We start from the raw sequence: 19,328 nt of genomic DNA, 5'->3' as shown, positions 1-19,328 counted from the left end.
GAGTAAGAACATTATAGCCTTACTCCTTAATACGTATTTTATAAAATGTGAATACACATTTACAACGATTTGCAAAACAGATCTTTCATCTTATCCAAATCAGGCAAAGCCTTCTGTAATTCTTCAGGCATATCCTGTTTGGTTTTATATGTTGCTACTCCCATTGGGCTGTCGTAGTTCCTTACAACAATGTCAACAAAAGCCTTATTCATTTCTTTGCATAAAACAATACCAATAGAAGGATTTTCGTGTGGCTTTTTAACAGTAAGGTCTAATGCCTGTAGATATGTACATAGTTGTCCCAAATATGAAGGCTTGAACTTACCGTATTTTAGTTCTACGGCTACCATTGCTGCAAGTTCTCGACTAAAGAACAAAAGATCTATGAACATTTCTTCTCCTTCAAGTACGACACGATACTGGTTACCCATAAAGATAAAATCCTTTCCGAATTGAAGAATGAAATCGCGCATGTTTCTTACAATTTCTTGCTCAACTACACGTTCGTCAATGTCCTCAATCTCCAATCCCAAATTTTCAGTATTGATGAAATCAAGCAAATATTCATCCTTAAACATTGATATTGTTTTCATTGATTGCTTAATGTCTGGTATCGCTTTCGGAAAATTGTTAGGCATATTGCCTTGATGGTGATATAGGTCATCTGATAAGTATTTCCGTAATACGTACTTGTTCCAATGATACAGGTTCACTTGATGTATATAGTAGATGCGCTCATCTAAAGTGGTAGTTTTATGCAAAATTTCCATATGATGAGTGAAACTAATGCCCACAAAATCCTCTATACGTAAGTCTGCTGACTCTATAGGTCTGTTAATACAAAGGAGTGTCTTTTCTCCTATTTCAACACCTTCTTCTATCTTATTTTCAAGCTGTTGTAATTGGTTCGCCAATGGCGAACCAATTGAAAGGCATTGCCATTCCTCATAGAGGATACGCATTTTCTTCAAGTTGCCTGAAGAAAAGCCTCTTAATCCTGGTAATTCACGCTGCAATCTCTCACTAATACTATCAAGAGCTTTTGCGCCCCAATGTGCTTGCTGTAAATTGATAGACACATAACGCCCTATACTTATATACAGGCGAAGAAATAGAAATCCGTGGATAAACAATAATCCACGGATTTCTATTCTTTGTCAATTCAATGAATTTCTTATATTCCATTGAAACCAGTAAGGGTCTCGTCTTTTTTTATTTCATACAAATACGTGTACCCTGTTGGAATATTATAATTTATAAATACACATTTTTTCTTATGTCTTATAGCCTTTGCGTAACTCGGAGATTTATCGTCAAATAATGTAGTCTTAAAACTATAGTACATTTTTTTTATTGGTGCGCCAAACACAAAGAGATATGTATGATTGTTAAAATCAAGTTTATTTGTATCAATAATGGCTTCTACTTTTATTGCATTGTTAATTAATTTCATATTTGACAAAAACTCTTCTTTTGTATTTACAAATTTATAAGCATCTGGATAAAATGGAGTTTTAGGTATCGGAAGCTTGTAACAAGCACTATACTTAATATAATGCTTGTTACAAGTAATAAAAGATAGTCCAAAGACTATTACTACAAAACATAATTTCATATAAAGCATCCTATCTTTTGCCATTTCTCTCTCTTCTTAATGGATTATTTGAAATGTTATTGCGTTCCTCAACGAAAACCTCACCGAAAGGTACATACTCAATATGCTGCACCACCTCGCCGTTAAGGTTGGTGATGTAACTACTGCTACCCAAATGGTTTGGGTGGTAGTAGAACTGCATCTTCTCGTATGCGTCGCCCTCTTGGAAGTTATTCTTTGCAGCTCTCGACAAAACTCGTGCCTGCGCAGCTTCCAAGCTGCCGTCATTGCAGCAGAAGCCTCGCCATCGACATAATCGTTGTTGTCCTCGCCATTGTACGGCACTGCAAAGGTTGCATAATTATCCTTGATAACCTGCAACTGTAGAACATATTTTTGCTTATATCATGTAATATAATATCACCATTATCCCATAGAACATAAAACCAATACCGCAATAGTAGCCCTTAAGAACATAAGGATGAGGAATTGTTATTTTGAAATAAGTCCTATTAACAGGACTCTTTTTCTGTTCCATATATGTATCAATGAATATTTCTATACCAAATAATATTGCACAAAATGCATGACAGATGTAATAAAAAAAACTTATCACACCTAAGAACAGTCCTATCAATGAAGCTATTCCATATATATATGTGGAAAAACTTTTTTTACTCCTATTTCTGTATAAATATATAAGTATCCATACACTACTCAAGAGCGTTATGCAATTAATAAATATTATGCACCATAGAGGTATCGTATCCATTATTTATTATCTTTTGTATTATTATTTTTAGAGTCCTTTTCTTCTATTACCTTATCGGTGATTTTTTCAGCTCCAGAGATTTTAAGTTGGCGACTTTGATCTATCATGCGCTGTCAATTTGGAGTGTTTGAAAAATATAAAAACGTATGCCTCTGCCGCGCAGGGAGAGACCAGTGAGAGAGAACGGACTGTTACTACGGAGAAGAATTGTGATATAGGCTTGCTCCGTAAAGTCCTATTGTCACGTGGCAGGCCAATAGGCTTTACCACCAAACTAATGCTGCAAATATACAAAAATAATCTTAATAAACGGATATAATCTTTAAGAAATTTGCTGATTTGGTGTTTTTTTCTTATGATTTTGGTCGATTTTGCAGAAATCTTTTACATCTGTTGTATGTACTGGAGTTAGTTTGGCAAAAATACACAAATGGTCACGGCTTCACTTTCTTATATAAGAATGTAAATCATGTTTTGAAACTGTACACACTCGGAGTACAAACGAAAACAATATATGCTTGTGTCGGAAAGGTATATATGAGCTGTTGGTAGAGTCATCATCAACAACAATGGCCCTGATTTGATAAACTCTGCAGGAATACTTGCTATTCATTTTATGATGGGGTTATGTTCACAAGTTTGAGATTTCATGTAAAAAAGTCCTAATTTCTATATTTCTCTTCTTGCAAATTATGGGATATTAAGAAAAATATCGTATCTTTGTCCCCGAATTGAGGCGTTCTTTGCATATTGCAAAATACAGAAACGAGCAGAAGTCCGCTCGTTTCCATATTGTTACCTATATAATATAGGCAAACGCCCAACTTCTTGATTTTCAATCAAAGTCCAAATTAGAGCGAGTTATCAATATTACCGTTCACACTCCACTGTGTATGATGAATATTATTTTGTTCGTGGAAAAGCCGATTTGCGGTTATGTACCGATAGCGCACAATTCGATAAAGACCCTAATTTCTCAACCGGATATGACTATAAAGTGGCAAAGATTATCGCCAATGAAATGCTGCGCATTTATTTGAATAAGCGATTGGTAAAACTGGTAACGAATAATCAGATAGAAGATAACCTACAAAGATGCTTCAAATACCCGTTCCGCTTCACAGGCAAAAAGTCATATCTTATCGAACTGGGATATTCTCTTGTATCTTCGGGCGACATAAACAATGGCAATGTGGAAATAAAAGAAATGATGAATTTCCTTAGCACGATATTCCACATTGATTTAGGAGATTATTACGCTTCATACATAGCCATGAAGGAGAGAAAAGACCGAACGGCATATCTTCATCATCTGATAGAAAGCCTTGTTAAGCGGATGAATGAGGATGATATGAAATAATCTCCAGTATTCCAGTATGTGAAAGTACGTATTTTTTATAAGTGATTGAGAATGAGATAAGTTTTTATCTCATAAAAAGAAGAGGTTACGAATTAGAAATAAACAGAATGTAGTCTCTCCGCAGTCGGCTCAACCCTCATCACTTTGGTGGCTTGGTTGGGATATATGGCTCTCTGCATGGTCGGTGAAGTCATATTGGGAATTGTGAAGTTCATCTTCGGCATCATCATTTCCATTCTTTCTATGGTGGTACTGATTGGAACATTCATTTGGTTATTGACACTTTAAGCATACAAGAATATGGGAACAAAAAGACATTCAAAGACTGCATCACAGCAATGCAGATATTATGAGGTGGACAACATCTTTGAGTATATGGTGGACACATACATCAATGGTAACATCACATCATTCAAGGACATCTACAGAGAGTTGAACAAGGACGCAAGACGTGATTTTGTGGACTTCATCTTCAACGAGGTGAACCCGAAATATACGATTGAGCTAATCAAGCAAACCATTTAATGGGCAAGCGATATGAACAGAAGCATTGAAGCGATACCTACATGGGCACTCTGCTACATCATCAATGGCGATGCAAGCGGACTGACTGACGAGGAAATCCGTATGGTGGACGAAGCCATGCGCAAGAACAATATAGAGATAGTAAGTCCAAGATACAACGAGGACATGTGCACAGAACCTTACTTCAGCCATTATCCGTTCTTCGGACTGCCTACAGAAGTTGAGGACTGCGACATCATCTATCACGAGTAACGAACCCTTTAACAACATCAGATATGAACACTACAGAATATTTCAAGAGAACCATACAAGCCTATTTGGAGGAGCGTGCTATGGAGGACGAACTCTTTGCAGCCAAGTATGACAACCACGACAAGAACATAGACGATTGCGTCACCTATATCCTTAATTGGGTACAGAAGAGCGGTTGCAACGGCTTTTGCGATGACGAGATATATGGGCAAGCCATCCACTACTATGAGGAGAAGGACATCGAGGTCGGCAAACCTCTGAACTGCCAAGTGTCTGTTAACCACCACATCGAACTCACAGAGGAGGAGAAGGTACAGGCAAGACAGGAAGCCATCCGCCAATATCAGCAAGAGCAGATGAACAAGATGCGTAACAGAGATACCGCCAAACGCACCTCACAGAGAACGGAAACAGAAGTACACCAACCATCATTATTCGACACGTTATGAAACCAAGAACGAAATATCAGAAGCAAGTCGTAACCTCAAACAAGGGGTTACGACCTATCAAGGGAGCGCAAATGCAATGGGCATTCCGTGAGTGTCTTGACCACTATGCCTTTCAGTTGAAGCACGGACAGACCACCAGACGGTGACCTACGGTAGCCCCACGCTCCGCTTCACCCACCGCACGGCGCGAGTGACCATCGTTCTGACGGACTACACCGAGGGGCTGGTATCCGTGCGACTGACGGGCCTCTCCACCGAAGGKGACAACCCGGATATAATCGTCCCGTARYYCAAGGGCAGCAACACCTACACCGCCATRGTAGCCCCGCAAAYTGTGGCAGCTGGCACYYCCTTCATRYRCTGCACCTTCACTAACGGCAAGACCTTCGTTTATAAGATGAAGAARGCTACCGACTGGCAGGCGGGCGGTGAATATACCTACACCYTCTCCCTCGCTGCGGCAAAAGACCTGGGCTATACCATAGAGAGCAACGGCAGCTACACGGTCTATAACGCCGACGGTCTGATGAATATAGCCGAATTAGTGAACGGAGGTAAGAGCGACATTAACATTACCCTCGACAAAAACATTGACCTCACAGGCAAAGACTGGACGCCGATAGGCACAGACTACGACAACTCATACAAAGGCACCTTCGACGGTGGCGGCCATACCATCACGGGGCTGACCTTTACGACAAATGACGAATATGCGGGTCTGTTCGGCTGGCTCAATAGAGCTGGTACGGTGAAGAACGTGGTGATGGAGGGCGTACAGATAACAAGCAATCAAATATATGGCGGCAGTATTGGCGGCGTGGTAGGATATAGCTGGGGCACCATTGAAAACTGCTCGGTGTCGGGCAGCGTCAGCGGCACGGTGTATGTCGGCGGTGTGGTGGGTGCTCAAATAGACGGTTCCATCACCGGATGCAGTTCCTCTGCCACAGTGAAGGGAATGGTCGATGTCGGCGGCGTGGCAGGTCAGACGAATTCGAGTGCCACCCTGACCGCTTGCTATGCAACGGGCAACGTGATCATAGAAATGGCTCCCGCAAAGAATATCGCTGGCGGCGGTCTGGTGGGAATGAACGCAGGAAGCAGCCTCCTTGCCTGCTATGCCACGGGCAACGTAACCAGTACGGGTAGTAGCACTGGCTATGTACATATCGGCGGCTTTTTGGGAAATAACTACACCACCGTGACCGCCGGCTATTGGAAGAACAATCATGAACAAGGCATCGGCTACAATAGGGAAAGCACCGGAGCCACGAAGGTGGACGGCACTGACGTTACCTGGCAGAACGCCGTTGATGCCATGAACCGCGCCTTGCAGAACGCAGGCTCAAAGTGGCGTTACGAACTTAAAGGAGCATTGCCTACCTTGAGGAAGCAGTAAGCCGTTGCGGGCGGAAAATTTCCACCCGCAACGAACATAAACCGAAGTATAACCCCAATAAAAAAGGAGGATGTGATGGAACACACGGAGAATCCACCATATAGGTTTTGGCATCAAGGCATTGTTAATAATAATATAGACTCCAGTGTAAATATGGAAGCTGTAAGCCGGACATTGTCAAGATTGGTGCTCATTAAAGGCAACAAATCAAGTAATTAAATAAAAAACATGGGACTTTTTCACAGAGYCAAGAAAAATAATGACGATGAGCCGGACAGTGTTCAAACCAATTCATTCTCTGATATTATGAATGGTTTGCAYTACGCCGTAAACTGTGCACAAGATACATTYCAGAATCATCAGATACAAAATCTGACCAGACTTTTTGAAGGAACAAATGCAAATAACGCAAATACGTTCCAATCGAAAAAAATCATGGTTGGAGACAAGACTATTGATATTCCACTTATAGCTTTGATATCCCATCATTATCTTGCGATGGATAATGTGCAGATAAAGTTCAAGGCGAAGGTCGGAAGCGTGGAATCACAGATTCCAGAAAACAACTTATTGTTATCCAGCCCACAAAGAGCCAATCTCCAGATGCAGATGAGCAACATAAAACCGGATGCGGATGATGTCATGGAGGTTTGCGTCAATTTTAAGGTTCAGGAGACTCCGGAGAGCATTTCCCGAATTATTGACGATTTTGTAAAAAATATCTAACAATTTTAAAATTCAAATGTTATGGCAGAAGAAATAAAGAACCAAGGGCAACAAGAAAATGCGGAAAACTTGAATGAAAATGTAAGCGGACAGGCGAAAGAAATTATRTCCGCTGCATTGGAAGAGACTAAAAATAACGGTACATCCCCTGTACTTGGAGATCCGAATGTGACTGACAATTTTAAGGGGCTTCCCATGCGGGAACTGATTGCAGCACCGCTTATTGCAGCAGCCGAAGCWCAACAGGAATTGGCAGCGACAGCATGGAATTTCTACCAGAAAATTGCTTTTGATGAAGACGGTAAAACAGCTCGTGTATTGGAATTCGATATTAAAAGACCGATACAGCAGGATGGAAAAATGACAACAATGTCACAAAGTGTCAAGGCTCCGTTTATAGGATTGGTGCCTATTCCTTCCCTGCTCATAGATCGCGTGGATGTCGATTTCCAGATGGAGGTTACCGATACATCAAACGTAAAAAGCACTACCAACGCAGAAGTAGAGNCATGCAGTATCTCCTTTCATCATTGGCGGAGATATGAATTCAACGCCAAGCGAATTATCAGAATATTTAAGAATAATGACCACAGGTACCAGGAGTAGGCCGGGAAATAGTGCTAATTTTGCTTGTTGTGGTATGCCAACACATTTTTCAGGTCGAGAATTAGATTATTTCCTTATCGATAGCAGATTACAGCTAAGAACATGTGTACGAAGATATCATATGAAGGGTGGGGATCACTATCCTGTGATATTGGAAATTTAGTTAACCAATTATATTTTTCATCAACAAACAGTGTCGCTGCGATATAAAATATTTTTCGGCTATGCCATACTTATGGCGGTCATCGGTAGCATGGCCGCCATTTTGATATATGAACGGCAGCGGATGCGCGAAATTGAGGCAGAGACGGCAAACATAAACCTTGTACGTCGTGGTATCAACACGGCTCATCGCCGTATTACGGGGCTCGCCACATTGGGTGAGGGTGTGGTAAATTGGAACAAAGCGGACTATCTGTACTATCGTAACCACCGATTTCAAGCCGACAGTTTGTTGAACTCGCTTAAACGACACTGCCGTGAATATGTACGCCCGGAACAGATAGACACTCTTCGTGCTCTGCTTGCCGAAAAGGAGACACACCTGCTGCACATAATGGAAATGTTTGAACGGCGAACTGAAGCGGACAGCGTGCTGGTAAACCAGTTGCCGGAAGTGGCGAGGCGTGCAACACATATCCGTACCATAGAACAAAAGAAAAAAGGGATTGCAGGATTCTTCGGGAAAAAAGAAGAAATACAAGTAATGCCATCCCAAAAAGAACTTCATGATTTCAGCGACAGCCTGATAGCAATACATCAAAGACAGGCGAACGAAATGGACATTTATGCCGACAGCCTGCGTATGCGCAATAGGGAATTGAACAGGACATTGAACAAGCTGATAAACGACCTTGACGAACAGGCACAGACTGCCTTCTCACAAAGAGAGTTAAAAATGGCAGAAGCAGAGAAAATGTCGTTCTTTTTAATGGCAGGAGTAATCGGCATGGCCATCATCCTGCTCATCATTTCGCACCTTATCATCATGCGTGACCTTAACCGCAGGGAAAGGGACAAGGCTGAACTGGAAGATACGGCAACACAAAACCGTACACTCTCCGACATGCGCAAGAAAATAATCATCACACTTTCCCATGACATACGAGGACCTCTCAATGCCATCAGTGGCAGTGCTGAACTGGCCATGGATACTCGTGACCGGAAACGCCGCAATGCCTATCTCGGAAACATCCTTGAATCATCCCGTCATATCACCCGGCTTGCCAACAGCCTGCTTGACCTCTCCCGTCTGGACGATGCTAAAGAAACCCTGAACGAAATTCCTTTCCATCTTGAATCCTTTCTGGAAAGTATCGCTGAAGAATACACACGCAAGGCGAACGACAAAGGATTGATGTTTGACAAGGCTTTTATGGGGTGCGGCATCACCGTCCTTGGCGATGCAGACCGCATAAGGCAGGTAGTGGTCAACATTCTGGAGAATGCTGTAAAATTCACCCGTACAGGTTATATCAAATTTCTGGCAAGTTATGAAGAAGATACTCTTTCAGTAAAGGTCAAAGATACGGGGATAGGAATGGGCGAGAACACAACACAACGCATTTTTCAGCCCTTTGAACGGGCTGCTCCTGATTTGGATTCAGAAGGCTTCGGACTGGGACTTTCCATTACGAAAGGGCTGGTGAACCTGTTCGGAGGAAGACTCTCTGTTTCGAGCCAGATCGGTAAAGGCAGCGAATTCAAGGTGGAAATTCCGCTTAGGCAGACCAATGAGCCTGCAAGAGACAAGCCAGAAACTTATACGGGAAACCTCAGACTTCCTCGGCGGGTTCTTGTAGTCGATGACGATCCGATACAATTGCGCAACACAGTTGAAATGATGGAACGGAACGGTATCTCATGCCGAGCCTGTACCAATGCACAGGAAGTGGTCAAGGCATTGAGAACCGGAGAATACGACCTATTGCTGACCGATATACAGATGCGTGGTACGGGAGGTTTTGACCTGTTGCATCTGCTACGCCTTTCCAACATAGGAAATTCACGGACAATTCCCATAGCTGCAATGACCGCCCGTAACGACGGCGATGCAGACCGCTATATTCAAGCCGGATTTGCCGGCTGTATCCACAAACCGTTCTATACAAGGGACCTGCTCGAATTTCTCTCGTCACTCATTGGACAGGACAGAACAATGGATAATCATTCTCCAGATTTCGAGGCTCTGTATGTCACTACAGGAGACGAACGCTGGACTTTGGAGACTCTTATAGAGGAATCCAATAGGAACAGTTCTGACTTGCTGGATTCTTTGAGTCAGGAAAAGCTCGACCGGAAGCGGATATGGGAAACTCTGCACAGGATGTACCCGATGTGGGAGCAATTGGGAATAGCCCATGAGCTGGAATCGTACAGCTATGAAGAGTATGTGGAAGATACGGATGAGTCAGCATTCCGCAATGATGTGGAAAGAATTGTCAGAAGAATAGACCGGCTGATATCTGAGACAAAAAGCCGATTATCGTAAATGGACGGACATAATTAAATGAAAACATGAATGAAATACAGAATACTGATAGTTGAAGACAACATCATGCTTGCCGGGCAACAGAAAAAAAGGTTGGAAAAATCCGGTTATGAAGCAGAGATAACAATAGATGAACCTGGGGCACGAAAACTGCTCAAGAAAGAAAGTTTCGACCTTGTGCTGTCCGACGTACGCCTGCCGGAAGGGGACGGTATATCTTTGCTCGAATGGATGCGGAAGGAACGGATGGATATCCCTTTCATTATCATGACCGGATATGCTTCAGTACCGGATGCTGTACAAGCCATAAAACTGGGAGCCAAAGACTATCTGGCAAAACCGGTACAGATGGACGAATTGCAAAGACAACTGAAAGATATTTTCCGTCCCAAATCTGTGATATGCGACAAAAACAAGGATTTGCTCCCCAGAAACAGCCTTCAGATGCAGGAGGTCGAACATCTGGTCAGTACAGTCGCCCCATTTGACATTTCTGTGCTTATACTTGGTCCTAACGGTGCCGGAAAAGAATCGGTTGCACAGCGTATCCACTATATAGGAGAGCGGAAGGATATGCCGTTTGTCGCCGTGAATTGTGGAGTCATACCCAAGGAGCTTGCACCCTCCCTCTTTTTCGGGCACATAAAGGGAACATTTACCGGTGCCGACGCCAACAAGGACGGATATTTTGAAGTGGCAAAAGGCGGAACACTCTTTCTGGATGAAATAGGAATCTTGTCCCTGGACGTCCAAGCCATGCTGCTGCGGGTTTTGCAAGAAGGCACATACATCCCAATAGGTGGTAACAAAGAAAAGCGGGCTAATGTAAGAATTGTAGCCGCCACCAATGAAGATCTCCAACTTGCAATACAAGAAAAACGGTTCAGGGAAGACCTATACCACCGGCTATGCGAATTTGAGATTGTCCTGCCTTCCTTGCATGAATGCCCCGATGACATTCTGTCTTTGGCTCATCATTTCAGAAAAAAGTTTTCCGGAGAACTGAAAAGACCGACAGAAGGCTTCAGTTCTGAAGCGGAACAATTGCTTCTCTCTTACCGCTGGCCTGGGAACGTACGGGAACTGCATAACAGGATAAGAAGGGCGGTACTTATGGCTAAACAGCCGCTCATTGAAACCGCCGACCTGAATATCAAACAGGAAGCGGCGACCGAGGAAATCAATCTTTTTCCTGAAAACGATGCGGAAGAGAAACACTCGATAATACAGGCATTGAAAACCAGCCATGGGAGTCGCAAACAAGCAGCAGGCATACTGCATATTGATCCGTCCACACTATATCGGAAAATGAAAAAATATGGATTGAATGACAAATAACCGTCATTCCATATTTCTGTTTGGAATAAAATGCCTACATTTGCATATGATTGGAAATCCTTGTAATATAGGAATGACAGTCACAACATAAGGAGAAAATATCGGCATTGCTTTAAGCCTTGCCGAACATTACAACATAAGTCGCAAGACGTCTCAGGTAGAAATCTGGTAAATTGATATTGTAGAGGCTTTTGCGTGTAGCTTATGCTATGTCCTATAGCGTGAGCTCATGCATGATTCTACAATGGGCTTACCAGAGCCTCTACCTGATAGTGCGTGAGTTTCACGCTTTTCATTTAGAGGAAAAAAGGTATGGCCAAGTTACAGGTTCTGATAGCAATGACATTAGACGGTTCCATTCCGGCGGAAGACGACCCCTTATTACAATGGATGAGAGACGACAAGGACGGATTCTCATACGGGCGCGACAAATGTACCCGCCGGCTCTATCCGGGTTATCCGCTTGTGGATTTCATGTGCGAGAAAGACATGTCAGACCCATCCATCCTTTATCAAGCCGAGATACATGACGAAGAAAGCATAGAACTTTTGCGTGGTCTCTCAGTTTATCATCTCATAGATGAAATGATCATTTTCCTGTTTCCTTCCACTCGTCCGAACCATAAATCCGTCTCAAAACATCTGCCACGTGGAGAGTGGAAAACCGTAAAATCCAAAACATTCAAAAACGGAATTTGTCGCCTGGTTTATTGCAAGACATTGCAATAAGGCATTGCAACATATTGCATTTGCAATACTTCCATCAGTCTCATTTTTATGGGGCTGATTTTTTATTTTCCTATTACTCAATGACTTGTCATGCTTTTATGTGGCGATATGTTCCGTTGGTCTATGTTTTGGCCTATATCATAATGAAACCTGTTGCGCAACACGGTGTAAAAAATGGAATTATTACACTAAAAACAGAATTCATTATGATACAGATAAACAGGGAGACATTCCAGATGATGCTCCATCAGATAATGGAACGGTTTGACAGGATAGATGACAGGCTGAACCGCATGAACAGGCAGACGGCCGCTCTTGAGGGTGACAAGCTGCTTGACAACCAGGATATGTGCGAGCTCCTTGGTGTTACCAAGCGTACACTTGCACGCTACCGCCAGAAGAAACTCGTCACCTACTACATGATTGACGGACGTACCTATTACAAGGCTTCGGAAGTCCAGGACTTCCTGAGCTGGAAAGGAAAGGTACTTCCGGCAAAAATTAAAAAGGAACTCGGTATTCAATTCTAACAAAACGGCAGTATGGAAATTATATGTATAGACAAACGGACATTTGACGAACTGGTTGTCCGATTCAGCATGATAGAGAAAAAAGTCACTGGTATATGCAATCCGGCCAAAGATGCAGGACTGAAAAAATGGATGGACAATCAGGAGGTATGCGGGATTCTCCGCATATCAAAGAGAACGCTTCAGGTATATCGTGAGAAAGGGCTGTTGCCTTTCACCCGGGTCAAGAACAAGTTCTTCTACAAGCCGGAAGATGTGCAAAACATGTTGGAATCAAGTTATCACCCACAAAAAAGAAAGCCATGAGTTACGATCTTATAGACAGAAAGGACCAGCGGATTGATACTATTTTCAAAGGGCTGGAAAACATGGAGCGTATGATAGACGCAATAAGGACGGCTCCGAGACCCGCATTCCACAGTGATTATTTCCTCACGGACGAGGAACTTTCAAAGCTGTTGAAAGTAAGCCGGCGTACCTTGCAGGAATACCGGACCCTCGGTGTGATACCTTACTACCTTGTGCAGGGAAAAGCCCTTTACAAAGAGTCAGACATACAGAAAGTTCTTGACGACGCATATAAAAGATGCAGGGAAGAACAGCGATGGGTATGAAACAATGCAAAAGAAACGGCCTCGTTACAAGGTCGTTTCTTTATTTTCTGATAGCTGGCTTTGGGATTTTCGTCTCTGTTTCCTTACTATAATATCCTCCTCATATAAGCCGGATGTTTGGCTTAGACCAGCTGCCTTCAGACGTTTCATGTCTTCATCTACTTTCTTGTCGGTGACTTTAGCATAAAGCTGCGTAGTTTCAATTCGCATATGGCCCATCATTTTACCGACCGTTTCAATTGGAATGCCCATTGAAAGAGTTATATGAGTTCCGAAATTGTGTCGCGCCTTATGGAATGTGAGTTCAAAACCGTATACCTCACCTAACTTACGGGTAAGCATAATGAAATACTCACGCTTGTATAAATTGAAAACCTTGTCATCATGACGCTGTTCCCGATACTTTTCAATTATCTTCAACGGAATATCCAACAGCCGTACAGAAGACAATGTCCCTGTTTTCTGACGTTGGATATGAATCCACCACGAACCATCCTCAGATTGTATAATATCATTAACAGTCAGTCTTTTCAAATCTGCATAGGCAAGTCCGGTAAAGGTGGAGAAAATGAACATGTCTCGGACAAACTGAAGCTGTGGCTTCTCGACCGGGGTTGTAAGCAGTGTCTTCAGATCTTCCAATTTCAGATGACGACTTTTCCGTTTGGGTAATTCCGGATGAAGACGACAGTAAGGATCGCGGCGTATTGTTCCCTGACTGACAGCCCTCATAGTCATCTTCTTCAGTCTATAAAGGTGTTCATGTACTGTCTTCGGACTTAAGTTCCTGTTCGTCCTGAGAAACAGTTCAAAGTCATCATAAAAAACACGATCAAGATTCCGTAAAAGAACATCCTCTATACCACGTTTTTCCTGCACAAAAGCAGAAAGGTGCTTATATGAGCGCAAGTAGGAATCATAACTTTCCTTTATCCGATCCACCCCGATACGCTTCTTGAACTCCTCGTTATGCTCTCTGAAAAGAGCCAGCAGAGTTAGCGGTTTCTGACCGACTCCCATCACAGCATTCTTTACCTGCTCTGCCGTAATAAATCCCAGACTGTTCTTAATCCGCCTATAATGCTCCTTGATTTCTTTTGTCAGATCATCAATGGCCCGGTTGACGGTAATAGCATTCTCACTGCGGCCGTCAGCCCGTCCCTTTTCCGGATTCCAAACGGCAGGATTGACAGACACTTTCGTTCCTATCTGTTCCCATTTGGCATCTATGCTTATCTTGCACAGCAGCTGACATGTTCCGTCTTTACGGATTTTGGTACGGTTTATATAAAACAATATCGCAAATGTACTGCGACGTTTGATTTCCATATTATCAGTATTTCTTTTCATAATCCTATTTTTTGCCATTATCAAATAACTACAGAAAACCTCTCAGCAATTTTTTTATCCAATGCTTTTGTATCTGTATCTATCTTATTGTCTGTAACCTTTGCATAAAGCTGTGTAGTACCAATTCTGCTGTGTCCCAACATCTTGCTGACCGTTTCAAGTGGTACACCATGGGAAAGGGTGATTTCGGTCGCATAGGTATGACGGGCCACGTGGAAGACCAGCTTGCGTTCTATGCCACAGAGTACGGCTATCTGTTTCAAATAATGGTTCAACGAACTGTTGGAATACATAGGAAGAAGCTTTCCCTCAGGAGCCACATCCCGGTACTTTTCAATGATATGAAGCGGCAATTCCATAAGCGGTATTTCAAAATCTACACCGGTTTTCTTGCGTGAACTCCTAATCCACCAAATGCCATCTTCAGCAAGGGAAAGATTCTCATTTGTCAGCATACACATATCGCTATAAGGAATACCAGTATAGCAGGAAAACAAAAACAAATCCCGTACATGATAAAGGGTGCGACTATGCAAAGGGGTGGTCATGATTCTGTTCAATTCCTCTGTTGTAAGATATTTTTGTTCCGATTGCGGATGCGTCGGTTCATAACCCACAAAAGGAAACGCTGTAATGATACCGTCCGCAATCGCTTCTCCGACAATTGTTTTCAGCCTTACAGTAAGATTTACAATCGTTCCTGGAGCCAAATGACATTCCGTACGCAAATGCAAATCGAATTTTTCAATGAAAGAACGGTCTAATGCTGCAAAAGGAATGTCTGACAACTTGTATTGTGACTGTAAGAAACGAACCAGATGATCATAGGAATTTCGATAACCGTTCAAGCTGCTTTCCGTCCGGTTAATCCCAACACGTTTCTCGAAATTTCTCATGAAAAGCCTGAAATAGCTTAACAAGGTTTCCTGTTCCGAAGCCATTCCCAAAAGCTGGTGTTTTACTTCTTCTGCAGTAACAACTTCACGGTTTGCGGATTGTTCCGCATAGATACTGAAAGCAGCTGCACGTATTTCATCCAGCCTGTTATTTATGTCTCGGGCCGCAGCGCTTTTCCCACAGGCACGTCCAGATAACCACAAAGACTGTGGCACACGAAGCTTAACACTGAATGCTGTTTCAGAGTACTTGCCGACAATAAGCCGTGCCATTACGGGACAATTTCCCTTGGCATCCGCCTCGCTCTTTTTAAGGTAGAACGAAACCTTTACATCTGTTTGATTCATAATCTGTTCCATTGTTTGCAAAATTAACGGAGACAGAGTTAATCATCGGCATGTAAAATATCGTCAAACATAGACAAAGCTATCACCATTGACTTCCGGAACCTATATTTTTCATATCTCAAAAAAATAAGTACCTTCGCTAAGCCAAAATGATAAAACTGCGTTCTTTATGGTCGGAGCAAAAAGGATTTTCAAACAACTCCATACAACTGGAATGGGCAACGGATAGGTAGCAATTTTTCCGCTTAACTATTCAAAAAACAGCTTCAAAGCACACGTTTACAAATGCGGAATAATGCTGCGTATCTCCCTGAAAACCCAATAGTTTACATTATTTTTCCTGAATCCATCCATAATCGGGCGAGTTTCGCTATCTTTGTATAAGATAAGCGGCACTCGGGAAATTGAAAACAAGCTTTCTTTCCACTCGTTTGCATTATCTTTGCATAAGATAAGCGGCACTCGGGAAATTGAAAACAAGCTTTCTTTCCGCTCGTTTGCATTATCTTTGTATAAGATAAGCGGCACTCGGGAAATTGAGAGCAAGCTCTCTTTCCGCTCGTTTGCATTATCTTTGCCACATAATAAACCCATGCCATAACTATGAAAACAGAATTTGAGAAGATGAGGAGCGGTGAGATGTACCGCTTTGACAAAGGTGAGATACATGAGAGTCTGATTCATGCCAAAAAGCTGTGCGCACGTCTGCAGACAATGACAATCAACGATGACAGCTACCGCAGTGTCATAGAGGAACTCATACCCGGCATACCCGAATCGTCGACAGTATGCCCGCCGTTCCACTGCGACCACGGCAACGGCATCATCATAGGCAGCAATGTGTTCATAAACTACAACTGCGTGATGCTCGACGGAGCATATATACACATAGGAGACAACGTGAAGATAGGTCCGGCATGTCAGATATACACTCCCCATCACCCCATTGACCACATAGAGAGGCGCGAGTGTCAGGAATCTGCATTCCCCGTAACAATCGGTGAGGACACATGGCTGGGCGGAGGATGCATCATCTGTCCGGGCGTCACCATCGGACGCCGGTGCATCATCGGAGCCGGGTCGGTGGTTGTGCACGACATTCCTGACGACTCGCTTGCCGCCGGAAATCCTGCCGTAGTGAAGCGCAGACTGGTATGAACATGGCTCAGACACGTCCGACAAACGACTGACCTGCCTGAGCCACATACCTGTCAGAGAGGCGAGCAAGCATTCTCAAGCCAATGGCGTTCGTCCGGAAGAAGATGCGGAGAAAGCCTTTCGTATACACGACGGTGATAATCGTCGAGCCACGCCCGCTCATCGTCAGTAAGCATAGAGACAATTATCGGCGTCTTGTCTATCGGACATAGCGTGAGCGGCTCGAACTCCAGAAAACGTCCGAACTCCGTCTCCATATAGTCTTTCACAATCAGCATGTTCTCCGTCCTCACTCCGAAGCGGCCCTGAAGATACAGTCCCGGCTCGTCGGTAACGGTCATTCCCGGCACGAGCGGTGCCGGACGCCATTCCATGCGTATCTGGTGCGGTCCCTCGTGCACGTTGAGATATGAGCCCACACCGTGACCGGTGCCGTGCAGATAGTTCATTCCCTCGCGCCACATCGCCATGCGCGCCGCCGCGTCGAGCTGCGTGCCCGACGCTCCGTAGGGAAACTTCATGTTCTGCAGTTGCAGGTGTCCTTTAAGCACGAGCGTATACACACGCCGCTGTTCGTTTGTCACCGGACCGAGCGCCACCGTGCGCGTTATGTCCGTAGTGCCGTCGGCATATTGCGCCCCGCTGTCTATCAGTATCATACCTTCAGGTCTCAGCGCGGCGTCACTCTCTCCGTCAGCCTCATAATGCACTATGGCACCGTGTTCCTGATAACCGGCAATGGTGTCGAACGAGAGGTCTCTGTACATCGGGTCGGCAGCCCTCAGCCCGCGCAGACGCTCGCTCACGCTCATCTCCGTCTGCCCGCCACGCTCCACGGCAGGCTTCAGCCACATAAGGAACCTCACCAGTGCCACACCGTCGCGCACCATAGAGCGTCGGAACCCCTCTATCTCGGAGGCGTTCTTCACAGCCTTCATCGCCGGCACCGGTGACGTGTGTCTTATCACGTTGTGAACCGCCGCAGCCTTATACAGTGTGTAGTTTGTCTCATCAGGGTCTATAAGTATGTTGTATTCGGGATATTTCTTCAGTCCTCGCGCCACGTTGGCATAGTCGTCCGTACGCACCCCGTCGGCTTTCAGAGCCGCCTCAATCCGGGGCGAGAGCTTTCTGCGGTCCACAAACAGCGTCGCCCTGTCGTGCGCTATGAGCAGATAGCTCACGAACACCGGATTGCAGTGTACGTCGCTCCCGCGCAGGTTTAGCGTCCATGCTATGTCGTCAAGTGCCGACATAAGCATTCCGTCGGCATGCACCTCGCGCAACGCGGCTCGTATGCGACGCAGTTTCTCCGCACGACTTTCGCCCGCATACTCCATACAATGCTCGCACACGGCACCCTCCGGCAGTGCCGGACGGTCGTCCCATATCTCCTCCAGCACATCGAGATTTGTCCGCACGGTGATGCCGCCCGCCTTGCGCAGGTCAGCGATGAGTGCCTCTACCGTTGCCGCACTGCTGCTCATGCCGTCTATTCCCACCTCTGTAGATGTCGCACCGCTCAGTCTGGAGGCAATCCACTCTGCCGGATCGGGCGTGCCCTCCACTCTCTCTTTCATCAGCACAAACTCCGTGCCGCGCAACTGTTCTGCGGCTGCTATGAAGTAGCGCGAGTCTGTCCACAGCGCGGCGGCGTCCGTCGTGACCACCGCAAGACCTGCCGACCCGTCAAACCCCGACACCCATTTGCGTCCTTCCCAGCGCGAAGGCACATACTCGCTGCCGTGCGGGTCGGTGCCGGGAAACACGAACGCGGCGAGATGTTCGCGCCTCATCACCTCACGCAGTCGTCTGAGTCTTTCTTCTATCACGTTTTTCATAAATTCTCCTTATTGATTAACCGTAATTACAAACTTACAAAATTTATTCTTATCAACACCACTTGCATAATATATTTTAACCCTGACCGGCATCCTCCGACCGCAACGGCATACACCGATGACCCTATTGCTACAACGTAATTGTTGCTACCATTACCGAAATTCCGGTCTCTTTGAGTTCTTTTTTATACGAAAATAATCCTTTTATACGAATAATTCGTTATCTTTGCATAAGATAAGCTGCGTCTCGGCAATGTCAAGTACGGTAAAGCATTGCTTTCACATCTTGCCGTTGCAATAACCTTACATTATCATTGTATAGCATACAATACTATACATATTCCAATATA

At 44.3% G+C, this 19,328-nt stretch carries 18 protein-coding genes and 4 pseudogenes; 15 read left to right on the top strand and 7 right to left on the bottom strand.

The window, feature by feature from the left end; all coding sequences use genetic code 11:
• Positions 1 to 59 precede the first annotated feature (59 nt).
• From BN4609_RS06255 to BN4609_RS06245, 3 genes and pseudogenes are all read right to left on the bottom strand, one after another.
• Positions 60 to 1,133, bottom strand: coding sequence for a PDDEXK nuclease domain-containing protein (locus BN4609_RS06255; protein ID WP_262503279.1), 1,074 nt, complete (start codon positions 1,131 to 1,133; stop codon positions 60 to 62).
• Between the two features lie 41 nt (positions 1,134 to 1,174).
• On the bottom strand, positions 1,175 to 1,639 hold the full coding sequence (locus BN4609_RS06250; protein ID WP_164071593.1) for a hypothetical protein: 465 nt from the start codon (positions 1,637 to 1,639) through the stop codon (positions 1,175 to 1,177).
• 16 nt (positions 1,640 to 1,655) lie between these two features.
• Positions 1,656 to 1,999, bottom strand: a pseudogene (locus tag BN4609_RS06245) (RHS repeat-associated core domain-containing protein); the annotation flags it as partial.
• 1,229 nt (positions 2,000 to 3,228) lie between these two features.
• Here BN4609_RS06245 and BN4609_RS06235 point away from each other — a divergent pair.
• Positions 3,229 to 3,726, top strand: a pseudogene (locus tag BN4609_RS06235) (RteC domain-containing protein); the annotation flags it as partial.
• A 92-nt stretch (positions 3,727 to 3,818) separates the two neighbouring features.
• Here BN4609_RS06235 and BN4609_RS16450 read toward each other — a convergent pair.
• Entirely contained in the window at positions 3,819 to 3,995 is a 177-nt protein-coding gene (locus tag BN4609_RS16450; protein WP_164071592.1) for a hypothetical protein, read from the bottom strand.
• A gap of 31 nt (positions 3,996 to 4,026) precedes the next feature.
• Between BN4609_RS16450 and BN4609_RS06230 the strand changes: the two genes are divergently transcribed.
• The 13 genes and pseudogenes from BN4609_RS06230 to BN4609_RS06175 all read left to right on the top strand — a co-directional run bounded on the left by BN4609_RS06230 (position 4,027) and on the right by BN4609_RS06175 (position 13,385).
• On the top strand, positions 4,027 to 4,251 hold the full coding sequence (locus tag BN4609_RS06230; RefSeq protein WP_068855719.1) for a hypothetical protein: 225 nt from the start codon (positions 4,027 to 4,029) through the stop codon (positions 4,249 to 4,251).
• A gap of 12 nt (positions 4,252 to 4,263) precedes the next feature.
• Positions 4,264 to 4,503: a DUF6926 domain-containing protein gene (locus BN4609_RS06225; RefSeq protein ID WP_022159259.1), complete on the top strand. Its 240-nt coding sequence runs from the start codon at positions 4,264 to 4,266 to the stop codon at positions 4,501 to 4,503.
• 23 nt (positions 4,504 to 4,526) lie between these two features.
• Entirely contained in the window at positions 4,527 to 4,952 is a 426-nt protein-coding gene (locus BN4609_RS06220; protein ID WP_068855718.1) for a PcfK-like family protein, read from the top strand.
• Positions 4,949 to 5,098: a hypothetical protein gene (locus BN4609_RS16445; RefSeq protein ID WP_164071588.1), complete on the top strand. Its 150-nt coding sequence runs from the start codon at positions 4,949 to 4,951 to the stop codon at positions 5,096 to 5,098. Before BN4609_RS06220 ends, BN4609_RS16445 begins: the two co-directional genes overlap by 4 nt.
• Positions 5,083 to 6,351: pseudogene (locus tag BN4609_RS06215) on the top strand (GLUG motif-containing protein); the annotation flags it as partial. The gene BN4609_RS16445 and the pseudogene BN4609_RS06215, both read left to right, overlap by 16 nt.
• A gap of 228 nt (positions 6,352 to 6,579) precedes the next feature.
• Complete coding sequence (locus tag BN4609_RS06210) at positions 6,580 to 7,077, top strand: DUF2589 domain-containing protein (protein WP_068855717.1); 498 nt, start codon at positions 6,580 to 6,582, stop codon at positions 7,075 to 7,077.
• A 21-nt stretch (positions 7,078 to 7,098) separates the two neighbouring features.
• Positions 7,099 to 7,611: pseudogene (locus BN4609_RS06205) on the top strand (DUF2589 domain-containing protein); the annotation flags it as partial.
• A 358-nt stretch (positions 7,612 to 7,969) separates the two neighbouring features.
• On the top strand, positions 7,970 to 10,174 hold the full coding sequence (locus BN4609_RS06200) for an ATP-binding response regulator (protein WP_241033218.1): 2,205 nt from the start codon (positions 7,970 to 7,972) through the stop codon (positions 10,172 to 10,174).
• A 30-nt stretch (positions 10,175 to 10,204) separates the two neighbouring features.
• Entirely contained in the window at positions 10,205 to 11,512 is a 1,308-nt protein-coding gene (locus BN4609_RS06195) for a sigma-54-dependent transcriptional regulator (protein ID WP_008765500.1), read from the top strand.
• Positions 11,513 to 11,824: 312 nt separating this feature from the next.
• Entirely contained in the window at positions 11,825 to 12,241 is a 417-nt protein-coding gene (locus tag BN4609_RS06190) for a hypothetical protein (protein WP_004311805.1), read from the top strand.
• 206 nt (positions 12,242 to 12,447) lie between these two features.
• Positions 12,448 to 12,771 (top strand): helix-turn-helix domain-containing protein, encoded by a 324-nt coding sequence (locus BN4609_RS06185; RefSeq protein WP_068855716.1) that lies wholly within the window; start codon positions 12,448 to 12,450, stop codon positions 12,769 to 12,771.
• A 12-nt stretch (positions 12,772 to 12,783) separates the two neighbouring features.
• Positions 12,784 to 13,077 carry a helix-turn-helix domain-containing protein gene (locus BN4609_RS06180; RefSeq protein ID WP_004311807.1) on the top strand — a complete coding sequence of 98 codons (294 nt, stop codon included), beginning with the start codon at positions 12,784 to 12,786 and terminating at the stop codon, positions 13,075 to 13,077.
• Positions 13,074 to 13,385, top strand: coding sequence for a helix-turn-helix domain-containing protein (locus BN4609_RS06175; protein WP_004311808.1), 312 nt, complete (start codon positions 13,074 to 13,076; stop codon positions 13,383 to 13,385). Before BN4609_RS06180 ends, BN4609_RS06175 begins: the two co-directional genes overlap by 4 nt.
• A 24-nt stretch (positions 13,386 to 13,409) precedes the next feature.
• Here BN4609_RS06175 and BN4609_RS06170 read toward each other — a convergent pair whose 3' ends face one another.
• Both BN4609_RS06170 and BN4609_RS06165 read right to left on the bottom strand, forming a co-directional pair.
• Positions 13,410 to 14,735, bottom strand: a complete 1,326-nt coding sequence (locus BN4609_RS06170; protein ID WP_004311809.1) for a site-specific integrase — start codon at positions 14,733 to 14,735, stop codon at positions 13,410 to 13,412.
• Between the two features lie 20 nt (positions 14,736 to 14,755).
• On the bottom strand, positions 14,756 to 15,979 hold the full coding sequence (locus tag BN4609_RS06165) for a site-specific integrase (RefSeq protein WP_032840875.1): 1,224 nt from the start codon (positions 15,977 to 15,979) through the stop codon (positions 14,756 to 14,758).
• 603 nt (positions 15,980 to 16,582) lie between these two features.
• Between BN4609_RS06165 and BN4609_RS06160 the strand changes: the two genes are divergently transcribed.
• Positions 16,583 to 17,137, top strand: a complete 555-nt coding sequence (locus BN4609_RS06160; protein WP_068855715.1) for a sugar O-acetyltransferase — start codon at positions 16,583 to 16,585, stop codon at positions 17,135 to 17,137.
• 53 nt (positions 17,138 to 17,190) lie between these two features.
• On the opposite strand, the gene BN4609_RS06155 is transcribed toward BN4609_RS06160, so the two are convergent.
• Positions 17,191 to 18,978, bottom strand: coding sequence for an aminopeptidase P family protein (locus BN4609_RS06155; protein ID WP_068855714.1), 1,788 nt, complete (start codon positions 18,976 to 18,978; stop codon positions 17,191 to 17,193).
• Positions 18,979 to 19,328 lie beyond the last annotated feature (350 nt).

It is taken from the genome of Leyella lascolaii (assembly GCF_900079775.1).
GTDB lineage: Bacteria > Bacteroidota > Bacteroidia > Bacteroidales > Bacteroidaceae > Prevotella > Prevotella lascolaii.
Note: the sequence above shows the minus strand (reverse complement) of the source record. Positions and strands in the feature narration are given on the sequence as shown.

Coding starts and splice junctions, on each gene's coding strand:
- BN4609_RS06250 (WP_164071593.1), bottom strand. CDS start 1,639: ATGGCAAAAGATAGGATGCTTTATATGAAATTATGTTTTGTAGTAATA.
- BN4609_RS16450 (WP_164071592.1), bottom strand. CDS start 3,995: ATGAATGTTCCAATCAGTACCACCATAGAAAGAATGGAAATGATGATG.
- BN4609_RS06230 (WP_068855719.1), top strand. CDS start 4,027: ATGGGAACAAAAAGACATTCAAAGACTGCATCACAGCAATGCAGATAT.
- BN4609_RS06225 (WP_022159259.1), top strand. CDS start 4,264: ATGAACAGAAGCATTGAAGCGATACCTACATGGGCACTCTGCTACATC.
- BN4609_RS06220 (WP_068855718.1), top strand. CDS start 4,527: ATGAACACTACAGAATATTTCAAGAGAACCATACAAGCCTATTTGGAG.
- BN4609_RS16445 (WP_164071588.1), top strand. CDS start 4,949: ATGAAACCAAGAACGAAATATCAGAAGCAAGTCGTAACCTCAAACAAG.
- BN4609_RS06200 (WP_241033218.1), top strand. CDS start 7,970: ATGCGCGAAATTGAGGCAGAGACGGCAAACATAAACCTTGTACGTCGT.
- BN4609_RS06195 (WP_008765500.1), top strand. CDS start 10,205: ATGAAATACAGAATACTGATAGTTGAAGACAACATCATGCTTGCCGGG.
- BN4609_RS06190 (WP_004311805.1), top strand. CDS start 11,825: ATGGCCAAGTTACAGGTTCTGATAGCAATGACATTAGACGGTTCCATT.
- BN4609_RS06185 (WP_068855716.1), top strand. CDS start 12,448: ATGATACAGATAAACAGGGAGACATTCCAGATGATGCTCCATCAGATA.
- BN4609_RS06180 (WP_004311807.1), top strand. CDS start 12,784: ATGGAAATTATATGTATAGACAAACGGACATTTGACGAACTGGTTGTC.
- BN4609_RS06175 (WP_004311808.1), top strand. CDS start 13,074: ATGAGTTACGATCTTATAGACAGAAAGGACCAGCGGATTGATACTATT.
- BN4609_RS06170 (WP_004311809.1), bottom strand. CDS start 14,735: ATGAAAAGAAATACTGATAATATGGAAATCAAACGTCGCAGTACATTT.
- BN4609_RS06165 (WP_032840875.1), bottom strand. CDS start 15,979: ATGAATCAAACAGATGTAAAGGTTTCGTTCTACCTTAAAAAGAGCGAG.
- BN4609_RS06160 (WP_068855715.1), top strand. CDS start 16,583: ATGAAAACAGAATTTGAGAAGATGAGGAGCGGTGAGATGTACCGCTTT.
- BN4609_RS06155 (WP_068855714.1), bottom strand. CDS start 18,978: ATGAAAAACGTGATAGAAGAAAGACTCAGACGACTGCGTGAGGTGATG.